This is a genomic window from Caballeronia sp. LZ035, from assembly GCF_031451175.1.
Classification (GTDB): Bacteria; Pseudomonadota; Gammaproteobacteria; order Burkholderiales; family Burkholderiaceae; genus Caballeronia.
Genome location: NZ_JARUXS010000004.1, coordinates 384,905 through 399,963, shown reverse-complemented (window position 1 = coordinate 399,963; position 15,059 = coordinate 384,905). Strand labels below are relative to the sequence as shown.

General features: G+C 65.8%; 14 protein-coding genes. 4 read left to right on the top strand and 10 right to left on the bottom strand.

What is annotated here, in order from left to right; translation table 11 throughout:
* Positions 1-31: 31 nt before the first annotated feature.
* The 7 genes from shc to QCE88_RS32135 form a co-directional block, all read right to left on the bottom strand.
* Entirely contained in the window at positions 32-2,011 is a 1,980-nt protein-coding gene (gene shc, locus QCE88_RS32165; protein WP_309909316.1) for a squalene--hopene cyclase, read from the bottom strand.
* Entirely contained in the window at positions 2,008-3,309 is a 1,302-nt protein-coding gene (hpnE, locus tag QCE88_RS32160) for a hydroxysqualene dehydroxylase HpnE (RefSeq protein WP_309909313.1), read from the bottom strand. Before hpnE ends, shc begins: the two co-directional genes overlap by 4 nt.
* Complete coding sequence (hpnD, locus tag QCE88_RS32155) at positions 3,309-4,160, bottom strand: presqualene diphosphate synthase HpnD (RefSeq protein WP_309909311.1); 852 nt, start codon at positions 4,158-4,160, stop codon at positions 3,309-3,311. The genes hpnE and hpnD overlap by 1 nt, the downstream gene beginning before the upstream one ends.
* A 235-nt stretch (positions 4,161-4,395) precedes the next feature.
* A complete protein-coding gene (locus tag QCE88_RS32150) occupies positions 4,396-5,337 on the bottom strand; it encodes a diguanylate cyclase (RefSeq protein WP_309909310.1) in 942 nt (313 codons plus the stop codon).
* An 18-nt stretch (positions 5,338-5,355) separates the two neighbouring features.
* The gene (locus QCE88_RS32145; RefSeq protein ID WP_309909309.1) at positions 5,356-5,991 is read right to left on the bottom strand and encodes a chemotaxis protein CheC; all 636 of its coding nucleotides are present in this window, start codon (positions 5,989-5,991) and stop codon (positions 5,356-5,358) included.
* Positions 5,984-6,352 (bottom strand): response regulator, encoded by a 369-nt coding sequence (locus QCE88_RS32140; RefSeq protein ID WP_309819094.1) that lies wholly within the window; start codon positions 6,350-6,352, stop codon positions 5,984-5,986. The genes QCE88_RS32145 and QCE88_RS32140 overlap by 8 nt, the downstream gene beginning before the upstream one ends.
* A 110-nt stretch (positions 6,353-6,462) precedes the next feature.
* The gene (locus QCE88_RS32135; protein ID WP_309909308.1) at positions 6,463-6,645 is read right to left on the bottom strand and encodes a hypothetical protein; all 183 of its coding nucleotides are present in this window, start codon (positions 6,643-6,645) and stop codon (positions 6,463-6,465) included.
* Positions 6,646-7,158: 513 nt separating this feature from the next.
* Here QCE88_RS32135 and QCE88_RS32130 point away from each other — a divergent pair.
* Together QCE88_RS32130 and QCE88_RS32125 are read left to right on the top strand one after the other, a co-directional pair.
* Positions 7,159-9,435, top strand: a complete 2,277-nt coding sequence (locus QCE88_RS32130; RefSeq protein ID WP_309909307.1) for a response regulator — start codon at positions 7,159-7,161, stop codon at positions 9,433-9,435.
* Between the two features lie 180 nt (positions 9,436-9,615).
* Entirely contained in the window at positions 9,616-10,998 is a 1,383-nt protein-coding gene (locus QCE88_RS32125; protein WP_309909306.1) for a hypothetical protein, read from the top strand.
* A gap of 83 nt (positions 10,999-11,081) precedes the next feature.
* On the opposite strand, the gene QCE88_RS32120 is transcribed toward QCE88_RS32125, so the two are convergent.
* A complete protein-coding gene (locus QCE88_RS32120) occupies positions 11,082-11,636 on the bottom strand; it encodes an NADPH-dependent FMN reductase (RefSeq protein WP_309909305.1) in 555 nt (184 codons plus the stop codon).
* A 733-nt stretch (positions 11,637-12,369) separates the two neighbouring features.
* On the opposite strand from QCE88_RS32120, the gene QCE88_RS32115 reads away from it, so the two are divergent.
* On the top strand, positions 12,370-12,624 hold the full coding sequence (locus QCE88_RS32115; protein ID WP_309909304.1) for a DUF4148 domain-containing protein: 255 nt from the start codon (positions 12,370-12,372) through the stop codon (positions 12,622-12,624).
* Positions 12,625-12,747: 123 nt separating this feature from the next.
* On the opposite strand, the gene QCE88_RS32110 is transcribed toward QCE88_RS32115, so the two are convergent.
* A complete protein-coding gene (locus tag QCE88_RS32110) occupies positions 12,748-13,680 on the bottom strand; it encodes an AEC family transporter (RefSeq protein ID WP_309909303.1) in 933 nt (310 codons plus the stop codon).
* 534 nt (positions 13,681-14,214) lie between these two features.
* Between QCE88_RS32110 and QCE88_RS32105 the strand changes: the two genes are divergently transcribed.
* Positions 14,215-14,778 (top strand): lipocalin family protein, encoded by a 564-nt coding sequence (locus tag QCE88_RS32105; RefSeq protein WP_409018259.1) that lies wholly within the window; start codon positions 14,215-14,217, stop codon positions 14,776-14,778.
* A gap of 11 nt (positions 14,779-14,789) precedes the next feature.
* Here the strand turns inward: QCE88_RS32105 and QCE88_RS32100 are convergent, their stop codons facing one another.
* Complete coding sequence (locus QCE88_RS32100; RefSeq protein WP_409018258.1) at positions 14,790-15,047, bottom strand: hypothetical protein; 258 nt, start codon at positions 15,045-15,047, stop codon at positions 14,790-14,792.
* Positions 15,048-15,059 lie beyond the last annotated feature (12 nt).

Sequence of the window (15,059 nt, the reverse complement as noted above, 5' to 3'; positions counted from 1 at the left end):
CTGCCGGCAGCAGCACGGCCCGCGTCTGCGCTCACATGGCCGCCACGACGCGCGTGAGCCCTTCGCGCGTCAGATTGCGGTAGCGCGCCAGCGCCCACAGCGGAAAGAACTTGCGATAGCCGTGGTAACGCAGATAAAACACGCGCGGAAAGCCGGTCGCGGTGAAGCGCGTCTCGTCCCACAGGCCGTGCGCCTGCCGCGTCCGCATCAGATAGTCGACGCCGCGCACCACCGCCGGATGCTCCACCAGCCCCGCCGCCATCAGGCCGAGCAGCGCCCAGGCCGTCTGCGAGGCGGTGCTGATCGCCGGCTCGTAGCTGTGATAGTCGAGCTTGTAGCTCTCGCCGTCTTCGCCCCAGCCGCCATCGGCGTTCTGGATGCCGATGAGCCAGTCCGCCGCGCGCTTCATGCGCGGGTCCGTCGGCGCGACGCCGGCGGCGTTCAACGCGGACATCGCCGACCAGGTGCCGTAGATGTAATTCATGCCCCAGCGTCCGTACCAGCTGCCGTCGCGTTCCTGGTCGTTGACGATGTACTCGAACGCACGCCGCGCGGGCTCGCTGTTCAACGAGGTTTCGCCGAGCTGCGCGAGCATCGACAGACAGCGCGCCGAGACATCCACGGTCGGTGGATCCAGCAGCGCGCCATGATCCGAGAACGGAATGTTGTTCAGGTAGAACTGGGTGTTCTCCGGCTCGAACGCGCCCCAGCCGCCGTCGCTGCTCTGCATGCCGACGACCCATTCGCGCGCCCGCGCAATCGCTTCGCCGTACATGGCCGTGCCGTTCTCGCGATCGGCGCGCTCCATCGCCATGGCGACCACCGCCGTGTCGTCGACATCCGGATAGTGCGGATTGGCGAACTGGAACGCCCAGCCGCCCGGCCGCACATGCGCACGGCGCGAAATCCAGTCGCCGCGCACGTCCAGAATCTGCAGCGGCACCAGCCAGTCGAGACCGCGCTTCACGGCCGCGCGCGCCTTCGGCATGCCGGTTTCGAGCAGCGCGTGCGCCGCCAGCGACGTATCCCACACCGGCGACAGGCACGGCTGGCAATACGCTTCACCGTCGTCGGCGGGATCGACGATCAGCAGCTTGTCCAGCGACTTGCGCGCAATCGCGCGGTTCGGATGCTCGGGCGGATAGCCAAGCACGTCGTACATCATCACCGAGTTGGCCATCGCCGGGAAAATCGCACCGAGACCGTCCTCGCCGTTGAGCCGCTCATCGACGAAGCGCACTGCTTCATCGATCGCGCGCTCGCGCCCGCCCTTGGGCAGCAGCGGATCGGTGACGCGCAGCAGCGAATCCACCACGCGGAAGAACGCAAACCAGCCGCGCTTCTGATGCCCCGCGCGCGCCGGCATGCCGGTGTTGACCGGCGGATTCGTGAACACCTCGTCGATCCGCACGCCGCGCGGATTGCGCGCCCGCGGGCGCTTGGCGTTGAGCACCAGCATCGGCACGATCACCGTGCGCGCCCAGTAGGACACCTTCGACAGATGGAACGGGAACCACATTGGCAGACGCATGATCTCGACGGGCATCATCGGCACCGCGCGCCACGACACCACGCCGAACAGCGCCAGCAGGATGCGCGTGAACACGTTGACCTTCTCGGCGCCGCCGGCGGCGAGGATCGCGCCGCGTGCGCGCTGCATGTGGTCGGCGTCCGGCGAATCGCCGATCATCTTCAGCGCGAAGTACGCCTTCACCGTGGCGGAGACGTCTGTCTTGCCGCCGTCGAACAGCGGCCAGCCGCCGTCTTCGCGCTGGATGCGGCGCAGATAGCGGCCGATCTTCGCTTCGAGCGTCAGGTCCGCCGTCTCGCCCAGGTAATGCACGAGCAGCACGTATTCGGCGGGAATCGTCGCGTCCGCTTCGAGTTCGTAAAGCCAGTAGCCGTCAGGGTGCTGCCCCGCGAGCAGCGCGTCGGTGGCCTGGTTGATCGCGGTATCGAGTGTGGATTTCGAAACCTGCGCGCCCACGGCCGACAGGGACAAGTCGTTCATCTGCGTTCCATCGATGGGTTCAGCAGCGCATCCGCGGCCTTCTGGCCAGAGCGGATCGCGCCTTCAATCGTCGCGGGCAGGCCGGTCGCCGTCCAGTCGCCCGCGAGTGTGAAATTGGGCCAGCGCGTGCGCGTCGCAGCCCGCAAGCCTTCCTGCGCCGGCACCGCGGCAAAGGTCGCCTGCGCTTCCGCGACGACCTGCCAGGGCGGCATGGTCGCGGCCGGCAGGCGCATCGCCTGGGCGGCTTCCTGCCACGCAGTCCGCGCCAGTTCCTCGTGCGGCGTTGCGAGCCAGCGGTCCGCGCTCGCGAACGTCACGGTCACGCGTCCGTCGGCGACGAACAGCCAGTCCGACAGGCCATTGACCAGACACGTCAGCGGCTCGAATCCGTGCGGCGCATCGGTCAGGAAATGCACGGTGACGATAGCCCGCGACGCGGCCGGCGCGCTCAGGTCCGGTACGAGCCGGCGCGCCGCAGCCGGGGGCACGGCGAGCACGACGCCGTCTTCCGGCGCGAGTTCCAGCGGCTCCGCTGCGTCGCCCAGGCTTCCCGGCACACGCTCGAAAGCCAGCGAGCTTACACGCTCCATCGAATCCGTGCCCGATACCCGGATGCCCGCCACCCGCACGCCCAGCCGGATATCCGCGCCGCCATACTGCAGAAGCCGCAGCGCCGGGTCGACGAACGCGTGCGACAAGCCGTTCTTTGCCACCAGGGGCCGGCAGGCGTGACCGCCGGCCATGACCGTCTCGCGCAGCAGGCCGGCTGCCGTTTCGGCGCTGGCCTCGGCGGGATCGGCGTTCAGCATGACGCGCAGCAGCGGCCGCGCCAGCAGCTCCCACGCGCGATCCTTCCTGCGCACGGCTTCCTCCACGGTGCGTCCCGGACGCAGGAAGAACAGCGGCAGCAGCGACAGATAATCGGCGGGCTGGGTGCCGGGCACGCGTGCGTGAGCGTCGAAGATCCAGCGCGGCAGCCGCCCCGGCGACATGCGGATGGACCAGGCGTCGCCGCTGGCGGTATCGCGGAATGGGTAGTCCGCGTGCGCCGGCCCGGTCAGCGCATCCGTCGCGCCGATCGCCCGCAGATACGCCATCGTCGATTGATTGCCGGACAGCAGAAGATGACGACCGTTGTCGATGGTGGCGCCGAGTCGGGCGTCGAAGAACGAGCGGCACCGGCCGCCGGCGAACGGCTCGGCTTCGTGCAGCACGACGCGCGCGCCGCGCCGCTGCGCCTGGACCGCCGCGGCCAGACCGGCCACGCCCGCACCAATGACGTGGACCCGCCGGGACATCAGAACAGATTGCGCGCCACGATCCACAGCAGGCGCGAACGCGGCGTGCGCACGCGATTGCGCGGCAGGTCGAAGCCGCGTTTCAGATTGGCGTCGAGCACCGTGCGATACGCGGCCGACATGATGCGCGGCGCGCGCACCTGGGCGCGCGGCGAGGCGGCCATGATCGCGTCGGACTGGGCGTAGTGGCTTTTGGCGCGCTCGGCGAGTACAGCACAGACGCGCGGCAGACGGGCGTCGGCAACGATGCTCGCCGCGTCGCTCGTCGAAATGCCTTCGCGCGCGAGCAGTTCGCGCGGCAGGTACACGCGGCCGATGTCCGCGTCTTCGTCGATGTCGCGCAGGATGTTGGTCAGTTGCAGCGCCCGCCCAAGATGGTGCGCGAGGCGCCGTCCGGCGTCCTCGTGCATCCCGAAGATCCTCACCGAAAGACGGCCCACGGCGCTCGCGACGCGGTCGCAATACAGGTCGAGCGTGGCTTCGTCGGGCGCGACGATGTCGCCGGCGGCGTCCATCGCCATGCCGTCGATGACGGCCTGGAAGTCGTCGCGGGACAGCTGGAAAGCCTGGATGTGCTGTGTGAGTGCCTGCAGCGACGGTTTCGGCGTGCCCGCATAGCAGGCGTCGATGTCTTCGCGCCAGCGGTCGAGCGCGAGTGCGCGTTCGCGGCGCGGCAGGGTGCCTTCGTCGGCGATGTCATCGACCGCGCGGCAAAAGGCGTAGATCTGGTACATCGCGTCCCGCTGACGGGCGGGAAGGATGCGCATCGCCAGATAGAACGAGCTGCCCGACGATGCCTTGGCGGCGTCGGGCGCGGGTTCTTCTTCAGCGACGATGTTGGAAACGGCCAAGACGGACTCCGCTGTGGCGCCCCCACGGGCAAATTTAGGGATCGGGCGCCGGCTTCGGAAACAGCCCGATGCGCGCGGAACGACCTGGCGCTTGTGTGATACCGGGGGCTGATCGAAAAGGAAGGCCGGCGCGAACCGGCTGCGACTGCGCCGGAAAGCGGCTCAGAGTATATCAATAGTTTCGACGGTTGCGCCCGGGCCATGCCGGGCGGGCGCTGCGGCGCGCCGTGGCTCGTCAGGCGAACCCGATCGCGCGGTTGCGTCCTTCCCGCTTGGCCGTGTAGAGGGCCGCGTCGGCCTCGTTGATCAGCGCCTCGTAGGACGACGTCACGCCCGGACGGGCACGCGCCACCCCGACGCTCGCCGTGACCGGCACGCGCGCGCCCTGCACGTCGACGGGCGTCTCGCCGATCGCACGGCGCACTTTCTCCGCGACGACCATCGCGTCCTCGAAGTTCGTGCACGGCAGCAGCAGCGCGAACTCCTCGCCGCCGAAACGCCCGAACACGTCCTGCACGCGCACGCTCCGGGCGACGCGCTCCGCCATCACGCGCAGCACGGTATCGCCGACGAGATGGCCCAGTTCGTCGTTGATGCGCTTGAAGTGGTCGAGGTCGAACAGCAGCATCGACATCTCGCCGCCGTAGCGTTGCCAGCGCTGGAATTCATCGCCGAGGCGCAGTTCGAAATAACGCCGGTTCGCGATGCCCGTGAGGCCGTCGCGGTCGGCGAACTCCTGCAGCTTGGCGACGGCTTCGTCGCGGGCGCGCTGCATCATGCTCGCGTGCGTGGCGTCGGAGATCGTCACGCAGACCGCGCGCACTTCGCGCTCGTGCGTGAGCGGCATGAAGGTGCAGTCCTGCTGCATGTAGTCGACGCCGCCCGTGATGGGCCGGTCATGATCGAACTTGAACAGATACGGCCGCTGCTCCCACGAGCTGAACGTGAAACTGCCCAGCTGGAACACGCTCTCCACCTTGCGCGTGAACCACACGCGCGGCAGCTCGGGAAAACTCAGGAAGATGGACTTGCCGATCACCTGCTCGGCCGTCTTGCCGCTGTGATCCGCCATGAAGCGGTTCCACATCAGCACGTTGAGGTCGCGGTCCAGCACGAAAATGCCGAAGCCCACGCGCTCGATCACCAGTTCACTCAGCACGTGGCGCAATTCGTTCATGCCCGGATCCTGGCGCGTTCAGAGACTGGAAAGAAGCGCGTCGAGCGCTTCGTTCATGTGCGCGATGGCGTCTTCGGCCATCAGCATCACGAGATGGGCGCGGAAGCTGTGATCTTCCAGCGCGAAGTTCACTTCGAGGAGCAGCGCGGTTTTCCACGCGAGCATCGCGGGCTGAAAGACCTCGTCCAGCCTGATGTCCTCGCCAAGCATGCCCGGCGGCGAAAAGATGGGCGAACGTCCCAGCTGGTCGAGGATGCACGACACGCACGCGCCCATCAGCACGGTCGCCACGTCGAAAACCAGCTCGGTGCGCGTGGTCGCCTCGTAAGTGGACTGCGTGTAGGGATCGTCGACGAGCGCGCACAACTGCTCCACGCTGGCGCTCTTGCAAAGCACGATGGCCTCGCCCTTGATGTCGGAGCGGAAACCCTGGCGCACCGCCGTAACCGTATCCGTGATGCCGGTCATCTCGCTCAGCGCGGCGGACGCGTCGGCCACGCTCACCACGCGCACGCGCGGCACCGACAGCTCGATGAAGGTGCCGAGCAGCTTCGAGAGGCGCGTCGCGGCCTGGCCCATCGCCATGTTGGCGACTTCCTGGAGCGCGTCGCGCTGATCTTCGTTCAGGGCTTCGTTCGGGGCGGTGTCAGCCATGGATACCGTACTCCTTCAAAACGGGACGCAACGCCTCGGGCGTCACCGGCTTCGGCAGGAAGGCGATCGCGCCGAGTGCGCGAACCCGCTCCTGGGCGAGCGGCTGCACGTCGGCGGAGACGACGATCACGAAGGTATTCAGATCCTCGTGCTGCAAGGCATCGAGCACCTGATAGCCGGTCATGTCGGGCATCGTCAGATCGAGGAACATTACCGACGCGCGGCCCGCCCGATAGTGCTCGAGCGCCTCTCGCCCATTGGTGGCGTAGGAAATCTCGACGTCCCAGTCCGGCGGCAGCGCGCGCGTCAGCACCTTGCGCGCGAGCAGGGAATCATCGGCAATGACAATCGGCAACGGCATGGGCGGCGGAATGGTTAGGCGGTTTCGGGCTGAGGACATTCATGTCGACCGACACGGCATGCGCTCGCAATTCATTACGGCATCCACGGGGCGATCTTTAAGAAGGCACTTCATGGATTGACCAGCGCGCAGACCTTGGCGCGGCGGCCGGAGGAACGCTGTCGGCGGGAGAGGTCGTCGGCGATGAGCCAGGCGCGGCGCATGTGAACGTAAGCGCGCCAGCCCGCAGGCGTGCGCGGCGCAGCGGCCATGTGCATGGGGCGCGCGGCGGTGTGGGTCTCGAACGGCGTCATGTTGCCTGCCCCCTGCTTGATCCGGCTGATGAACGGACCTTGGCCTTTTTGTCCCTCGTCTGGTCGCGTGGCTCGCCGGCTTGTGCCTTTTCGAGCCCGTTGCTTCCCCCGTACGCGCCACGAGGCTGCTTGTTCCCCGAGACGCTCTGACGGCGCATACATCGGAGGATTACATTGTCTGACTATCAGAATGTCAAAGCAACTCGTTGAAAGGCACGGCGAGGATTATATCGGTACAAGTTTTATTTTCATGAGATGATTCATCTCAAACCTTGCGAGCGATGTGAAGTTGTCACTTTTGTGTACGTTTGCGCTGCCCATAATCTCGCTAACTTGCCTGCCGTACTGTCGGTCCGGGCATCTCGCTGGTTCTCGCGCAGGGTCCCATCGGCACGTTTCGTGCGTGCTCTTTGCGGTTGGACCGTCGAAACGATGGTGTGACGGCCGTTCCGCCCGCTTGCACGACGTCCCGGCGCCACGCGCCCGGGTAAAGTTTCCAACTCGCTGCCAAAAATGACGCTGCAACGTGACGAGTCCGATGCCGGACCTGCCGCCGACATGCGGCAGGACGAATCGCCGCTGCCGGCGGTTCCGGAGCGCAACTTCGCCGCGCAGCGCATGACGCTTTATGCACTGCTGGTCGCCGCGATCGTCCTGCCGTGCATCTATGTGTCGGTCATCGCGTGGACCAGCTATCACGAGCGCGTCGCCAACGCATCCGAACTCGTCGGCCGTACCGCCCGCGTCGCCGAAGAGCACGCGCTCAAGGTGTTCGACCTCAATGTCACGCTCAACGCGCGCATCGTCGATCTGCTCGACGACCTCGACGCCGGCGCCATCCGCCGCGACAGCGCCGTCCTGCATCAGCGCCTGAAGGGCATCGCTGGGGCCTATCCGCAAGTGGCCGCGGCGTCGGTGTTCGGGGCCGACGGCGCCCTGCTCGCGACCAGCCGCACGTTTCCCACGCCCGACATCTCCGTCGCGACCCGCGACGACTTCACCGGCCTGCGCGCGGGACAGCAACTCGCGCAGATTTCCCGCGTGATGACAGGACGCGTCGCGGGCGAGCAGGTTTTCAATACGGCCGTCGCGCGCACCACGCCGGCGGGCAAGTTCGACGGCATGGTGTCGATCGCGCTGCGTCCCGCCTACTTCTCCGATTTCTATCGCGAGTTGATCGGCGAGAATCCGAGTGTGTCGCTCGGCCTCGCGCGCACCGACGGCGAAGTGCTCGCGTGGTATCCGCCCCGCCCGCCCGACCGCATGTCGCTCGCACCCGCCTCGCCGCTGCGCGACGCCTATCGCGCCGGACTGCGCAGCGGCGTCGTGCGGATGGTGTCGGGACTCGACAACCAGCTGAAGATCGTCGCGTTCCGCCGGGTCGGCAACTATCCGCTCTATGTGTCGAGCGGCTTTCCCATCGCGACGATCTGGTCCGACTGGTACAGCCATCTCAGCGTGCTTGCCCTGTCGATCTTCGCGCCCTGCATCGTCCTGTGGGGCGTGATCGCGCAATCGCTGCGGCGCCTCGCCATCGAAGAGGAAGCGTGGGAACGCTGGCAGGCGGAAGCGTCGATGCGCCGCTCGATCGAATCCGCCTACCGTCAGGCGCGCAAGATGGAAGCGCTCGGCAATCTCGTCGGCAGCGTGGCGCACGACTTCAATAATCTGCTGATGATCGTCTCGACCAACGTGCAGATCGCGCGGCGGCGCGGCGCACCCGGACTCGACCGCGAACTCACGGCCATGGAACGGGCGCTGAAGAGCGGCCAGTCGCTGACGCGGCAGTTGCTCGGCGTCGCGCGCAAGCAGCCGTTGCGCAGCGAGACGATCGGACTCGGCAAATGGGTGCCGTCGGTGCGCGAGTTGTTGCGCGCCTCGCTCGGCGCGAAAGTGGCGTTGAACGTCGATGTCGCGCCGGACGTGTGGCCTGTCCGCGTCGATCCGGCCGAGCTGGAGCTGGCGCTCATCAACGTCGCGGTGAATGCGCGCGATGCCATGCCCAACGGCGGCACTTTCACCGTGCGCGCCGACAACGTGCAGTTCCGCCATGAAGACGGTTTTCCGATCACCGGCGACTTCACGCGGCTTGCGCTGGACGACACCGGCGCTGGCATGAGCGCCGAGGTGCTCGCGCGCGCGTTCGAGCCGCTCTTCACCACCAAGCCGAAGGGCATGGGCACGGGGCTCGGGCTGCCGCAGGTCTTTGCGTTCTGCGAGCGCGCGGGCGGCCTTGCGACGATCGACAGCGCGATCGGCGCGGGCACTTCCGTGCGCCTGTTCCTGCCGCGCGCGGCGCCGGCCGCCCAAGGCGCGCCGGTTGCCGGACAGCCGACGGCCGCCGGGGAAGCGGAGGGCTTGCGCGTGCTGCTGGTCGAGGACAACGAGGAGGTCGCGGCCGGCACCGAGGCGCTGCTCACGATGATGGGCCACCAGGTCACCTACGTCTTCAACGCCGATACCGCCGTGACGGTGCTCGAAGCCGCGCGCAAGCAGGCGCCCGCGGACTTTCCCTTCGACGTCGTGCTGTCCGACATCCATATGCCGGGGCAACTGAACGGCATCGATCTGGCGGAACGCTTGCAGCACTTCGAACCGCATCTTCCGGTGATTCTCGTCACCGGTTACGCCGAGGAACTGGACCGCGCGCGGCAAGTGGGGGCGCGCGTGCTGTCGAAGCCCTTCGACATCGCCTTGCTCGATTCATTGCTGCGCGCAATCCTCGCACGCACGCAGGGCGTGGATCTCTCCTCCGCCGCCGAGCGCGACGCGCGTTCCATCGACCGATAATCCACGCCTCTGAAAGCCGGCTTTTTGCACACGATGTTGTAAAAGCCGCGTCCGCTGCCGAGCGTCCGCCGGGCCATCCGTCAATGTGCAGCTATCCGGCACGCGAGTTGCGTGAACTCGTCCATGTGCGGCGGCACTCTTCCGCCGGTACGACCTTTCGCCCATCCTCAGGAGGCGCACATGCGACACACCGTTATCGGAGTTTTCGACACCTACGCGCAGGCCGAGGATGCACGCTCGGCGCTTATGACGGCCGGCTTCGCGCGCGCGGATATCGAGCTTCAGGCCAACCCGAAACGCGACGATGCCGCCGCGCCCTCCGACATGCCCGACGCCGAAACGCATCAGCAGCCCGGCATGCTGGCGAGCATCGAGCGCTTTTTCAGCATGCTGTTCGGCGGCCGCGATCAGCCGCCCGAAGTGGCGCACTACTCGGAGGCCGTGCGACGTGGCGCGGTGCTGGTGGCGGTGGATACGCCCAGCGTCGAGCAGGCCGATATCGCGCGCGCCACATTGACGGACCAGGGTGCCATCGACATCGACGAACGCGCCGCCAGCTGGACCACGCTCGAACACGGCGCGCCGGATGCGCCGCTGCGCGCGGAGGACGAGCGCGATCACTCGGTGCTCGACGAACTCGGCCTCGGACGCGGTAGCGCCGTGCCGGGCCGCGAACCGGTGAATGATCCGAGCATGACCTGGTCGGGTGCCCGCGCCTATCCGCGCACGGATGCTTCGGACGTGGCCGCGGAACCGCTGCTGGATCCGCTCGCCGATCCGTTGGGCGACCCGCTGACGCGTCGCGACGCGGCCGCGCTGGCACCGCGTGATTACATCAGCGATCCCGCCGACGATCCGCTGCTCGGGCGCGAGATGCCGTCGCAAAGTCAGTCGATGGGTCAGTCACAGACTCAGAGCCAGTCGCTGGGCAGCGTGCGTGATCCGTTGACCGGAACCACAGGCGGACTGGGAAGCGACTCGGTGTCCGAACGCGATGCCCTCGCCGGCCGCAATCCGCTGCGCACGACTGGCGCCGTTCCTCCGGAACATGCCGCCCTGGACGAATCGATGAGGCAGCGCGAACCGTTGCCGGGTGTGCGCACGGACACGGGGTCCGAATGGCGCTCGGTCGAGCCGCTGAGCCCGCTCGACGAACCGGCCGCGCCGTATCAGGCGGCCACGGCGCGCGCGGTCGGGTCGTCGCCGGATCCGGTGATCACCTCGGCCGGGACGCAGGCCGCCGGTCCGGTGGGTCCGGGCGGATCGGCAGCGCCTTCAGCCATGCCGAACGAGTACATGGAATACGAAGAGGATTTCCGCGCCGACTACGACGCGAAATACATGGCGACCGGCGAGCCGTATGAGGACTATCAGGGCGCGTATCGCTATGGCGCGATGCTCGGCAATGACGATCGTTTCCGCAACCGCGCGTGGGACGAGCAAATGGATTACGAGATGCAGCGCGACTGGGAAAGCCGGCATCCGGAAGGCCACACGTGGGAGCGCTTCAAGGCCGCCGTGCGTCATGGCTGGGATCGTGTGACGGGCCATCATCACGTCTGAGTTCCACCCCTGACCGACGACAATCGGCCCGCTTATGCGGGCCGATTTTTTTCAACCGCCGAGCGATCGGCGGTCGTCCGCTATCAAGCCGCCGCGCGCTCGCGCACCCATGCGACGTACTTGTCCATGAAGGCTTGCAGATACTGGCGCGTGTCGTCCGCAATGATCTTCCCGCTGGCATCGATGCGCTTGTCATCGTGTTTGATGTACATCTCGGGCTGGTTCATCAGCGCGATATCGAGGTAGGCGCACACGCCGCGCAGGTGCGACTGCGCGATCGCCGTGCCGATTGCTCCCACCGAAGTCCCGATGAGCGCACCCGGTTTGCCGCCCCACACGCTCTGGCCCCACGGCCGCGAGCCCCAGTCGAGCGCGTTCTTGAGCACGCCGGGCATCGAGCGGTTGTACTCGGGCGTGACGATCAGCAGACCGTCGGCGTCCGCGATCTTCTGCTTGAGCGCGCGCGCCGGCTCGGGGTAGTCGCTGTCGTAGTCCTGGCTATACAGCGGCAGGCTGCCGATATCGAGAAACTCGAATGAGAAATCGTCTGGTGCAAGTGAAACGAGTGCGTGCGCGAGTTGCTTGTTGAACGATTCGCGCCGCAGGCTTCCTACGATCACCGCGATCTTCAAGGCCATGAGATCTCCCCGTCAAGGAATGCAAAGGTGGGTGACACGGACGATGAAGCGGTCCGCATGCGCGGTCGAGGGCGACGCGCGCGTGCCCATGATAGGCGGATCGCGTGAAAGCTGAAAACGCCTGGATTTCGTCGCGCGCCTATTTTTGCGAAGAATTGAGCAATCCAGTCCGGACCGCACGGCGACGCGGTTCCCGCCCCTCTATCCCCATCTTTATCCACAGAAACTGTGGATAAGTTGAACGCAGGCCTAAGGCATGTTTAGTTTTGATACGCAAACGAAACAAAGCGCCTCGCGCAAACGAATCAACTGCGGATTCGATTGCGCGATTCGGGCCGCTCATCGGCCGGAAAGCGCCGTGCGAAGCGGGATCGGCGCTCAGTCGCCCGGATTAGCGAGCGCATCGTAGCGTGGCGTCTACTGCGGCAAACCAGGTCAGCGGAGCAATCTATGTGACAAAAAACCCCGTCATTTGATACGCCGAATCAATTTCGCGGCAGGGCACGCATTCAACCGCATTTTTGAAGCTTCTGCATACAAAATCGCAAGAGATCAGCTGATCATTACTTCCATTGCAACAATTGCAGCACAGCCACCTGCCGAGCGTAGCCCAGCGATTCAACCGCAATCGACAACAATGTGTTGGCTCAATCGGTATTTTTGTCCAATAGGTTTCCTTCTAGACTTTCCTCAAGCGTCAACCCGGCGCAGATACGGATTCAGGAGGTTTGACATGAAGAACGCCAGGACTACGCTGATCGGCGGTGTGTTGCTGTCCGCGCTGCTCGCGACGGCTCCGGCCTTCGCGCAATCGGCCTTTGCCGGCAAGACGCGTGCTGAAGTCCGAGCGGAGCTGGCAAGCGCACGCAGCGCCGGCGATCTCGACCCCGTCAACGCCCTGAGCTACCCGCAATTGCGGCCGTATCAGGAACGCCATGCGCAGCAGCAACTGCGCGCCGATGCCGACAACGGCCACACCACGCGCTGATCGCTCGCGCCACGCATTCAGAGGAAGCCAGTCTGAGCCCTCCCTCCTCCACCATCGAACAGAAGGTGGTTTCGCCCGACGCTCCCGCGCCGGGCGTTTTTTTGCCTGCGCGGCGGCATCGGCTCAAAGCAGCATCGTCAGACAGGCGGTCACGGTGACGAGCGAGCAGACGGTCGAGACGAGAATCGTGTTCGACGTCACGCCGCCCTCCCGCCGATAGAACTCGGCCAGCATGAACGGCCCCGTGCCGGTCGGCAACGCGCTCAGGATCACGGCGGTCTTCGCCCACAGCGGCGGCAGGCCGAACAGATGAAAGGCCAGCCACCACGTCAGCAACGGCTGCGCGATCAGCTTGAGCATCACGAGCGCGCCGATGGTCCGCTTGTCGTGCGCCCCGGTCTTCGCACCGAGAAACAGGCCGAGCGCCACGAGCGCGCCCGGACTGGCCGCGTTGCCCAGCAGCTTCAGCAACGCCTCGACGCCCTGCGGCACATGCACGCCGGCGCCGCTCACCAGCGCGCCCGCCAGCGGCGCGATCAACAAGGGATTCTTTGCGAGCGACTTCGCGACGCTGACGAGCGTCGCCCAAGGATGCTTCTCGCTCTGAAGCCCCAGTTCGATCAGCACGATCGCGATGGCGAACAACACGCAGACCGTCATGATCATCGCGATGACAGCGGGTGCAAGACTCGCGTCGCCGAACGCGAGCAGGCAGAGCGGCAGACCAATGAAACCGCTGTTCGGATACGCGGCGTTGAGTCCGTCGATGCTGGCGTCCGCAAGCGGCCGTGCCTGAAGCAGGCGAACGACGAGCGTCGCAATGAAGATGACCGCCGAGCCGATGCCGAACGCGGCGATGAACGCCGGCTGGTCGAGCGAGGTCCATGGCGTCCTTGCCATGATGTCGAACAGCAGCGCGGGCAGCGCGAGATAGACGACGAAGCGATTGAGTTCCGAAGCAGCCGATGGCCCCAGCTTGTTGAGTTTGCGACACGCGTAGCCGGCGAAGATCAGACCGAAGACGGGCAGGATGATGGTGAAGAGCGGCGTGAGCAAGGCGGTGACGAGCGTGTCCGGGAAGGTGCGAGAGGATACCGCGAGTCAAAAAGGTGAGACGTTGCGGGAGGCGGGCAACGGTGAGCGGCCGGATGCACGGGCGGCTCACTCCAGCCTTATCCTTACGGATATCGAAACATTCGAGCAAGCTGATTCACGTGTTTAAGTGCGCCATGCAAGTCTCTGTTTCAGAACGCATTAAATTGAGCAGGGAGATTCATGCGCCGCCGCGCGTCGGGACGAATCGCGATCGGTCAAAAAGCTGAAGCAAGGTGCGTCGGATCACCCAGCCGGTTTGAGGTGAGGGAATTCGGGACGTCGCGAAAGGTGAGCCGCCGCCGTCGTGCGAGCTCCCCGAATCAGCCTTTTTAGGGCACTTTCAGGCGTATTCAGGCTCTGCCGGACCCATACAAGACCGCGCATGCCGGCATGGATCGCGCCAAAGGTGAGAATCTTCGGGAGCGCTCCGATTCGGAACAAAGCTTGCTGCATCCCTGTTTTCGAACACTTCTCACACGTTGACGCGACATGACAATGAAGAAAGCCCTGGCTTGGAGCGCTGCAGCGCTCGTGCTGATCGGCGGAATAGGCGCGCTGGCCGCGTGTGCATCGAACGGGCCGCGCAAAAAGGGCAACGAACACGTTCCAGAGCCGTCGAAGGCCGTTGATCTCGATCGCTATCTGGGTCACTGGCACGAGTTCGCGCGCTATGAAAACCGCTTCGAGCGAAATTGCGAAGCGGTCACGGCGAACTACGCGCGCCGCGAAGACGGGCTCGTGTCGGTCATCAATGGCTGTCGACAAGGCGGGCTGGACGGCCCCTATCGTTCCGCCGAGGGACGGGCGAAGGTCGTTCCAGGCTCGAACGGAACCAAACTGAAGGTGTCATTCTTCGGGCCGTTCTATGTCGGCGACTACTGGATCCTCGATCATGCCGACGACTATTCCTGGTCGATCGTCGGCGAGCCGAGCGGACGCTATCTATGGATTCTCACGCGCGACGCGAAGCCATCGGCGGAACTGCGCCGGCTGCTGATGACACGCACGCAGGCGCTCGGCTACGACCTCACGATGCTGCGCGAGACGCAGCACGATTGAACACTGAAGGGTTACTGGCTCGCCTTGCAGGCGACGAGCAGCGTGTTCTGATTGTTATCGGTGGATTGATCGAGGACATCGTAGCCGCTCGGGCAGAGCGCCTTCGCGTTGTCGGTGCAGTTGCGCCAGCCGCCGTACCCGGGACACTGGATCTGCTGCGTGGGGCGTCCATCGGCGGAAAACAGCGGCGGCGCGCTGCTGCATCCGGCGAGCGCCCACGCGCTGCCCGCGAGCATGACTGAAAGGCCGAATGACGTGCCGATCTTCATCCCTTACCCCTT

Bases quoted from the DNA above. Each gene is read 5' to 3' on its own strand.
- QCE88_RS32140 (WP_309819094.1), bottom strand. From the start codon at position 6,352: ATGCCGTTGCCGATTGTCATTGCCGATGATTCCCTGCTCGCGCGCAAG.
- QCE88_RS32125 (WP_309909306.1), top strand. From the start codon at position 9,616: ATGCGACACACCGTTATCGGAGTTTTCGACACCTACGCGCAGGCCGAG.
- hpnE (WP_309909313.1), bottom strand. From the start codon at position 3,309: ATGTCCCGGCGGGTCCACGTCATTGGTGCGGGCGTGGCCGGTCTGGCC.
- QCE88_RS32120 (WP_309909305.1), bottom strand. From the start codon at position 11,636: ATGGCCTTGAAGATCGCGGTGATCGTAGGAAGCCTGCGGCGCGAATCG.
- QCE88_RS32145 (WP_309909309.1), bottom strand. From the start codon at position 5,991: ATGGCTGACACCGCCCCGAACGAAGCCCTGAACGAAGATCAGCGCGAC.
- QCE88_RS32150 (WP_309909310.1), bottom strand. From the start codon at position 5,337: ATGAACGAATTGCGCCACGTGCTGAGTGAACTGGTGATCGAGCGCGTG.
- QCE88_RS32100 (WP_409018258.1), bottom strand. From the start codon at position 15,047: ATGAAGATCGGCACGTCATTCGGCCTTTCAGTCATGCTCGCGGGCAGC.
- QCE88_RS32135 (WP_309909308.1), bottom strand. From the start codon at position 6,645: ATGACGCCGTTCGAGACCCACACCGCCGCGCGCCCCATGCACATGGCC.
- QCE88_RS32115 (WP_309909304.1), top strand. From the start codon at position 12,370: ATGAAGAACGCCAGGACTACGCTGATCGGCGGTGTGTTGCTGTCCGCG.
- QCE88_RS32105 (WP_409018259.1), top strand. From the start codon at position 14,215: ATGAAGAAAGCCCTGGCTTGGAGCGCTGCAGCGCTCGTGCTGATCGGC.
- shc (WP_309909316.1), bottom strand. From the start codon at position 2,011: ATGAACGACTTGTCCCTGTCGGCCGTGGGCGCGCAGGTTTCGAAATCC.
- QCE88_RS32130 (WP_309909307.1), top strand. From the start codon at position 7,159: ATGACGCTGCAACGTGACGAGTCCGATGCCGGACCTGCCGCCGACATG.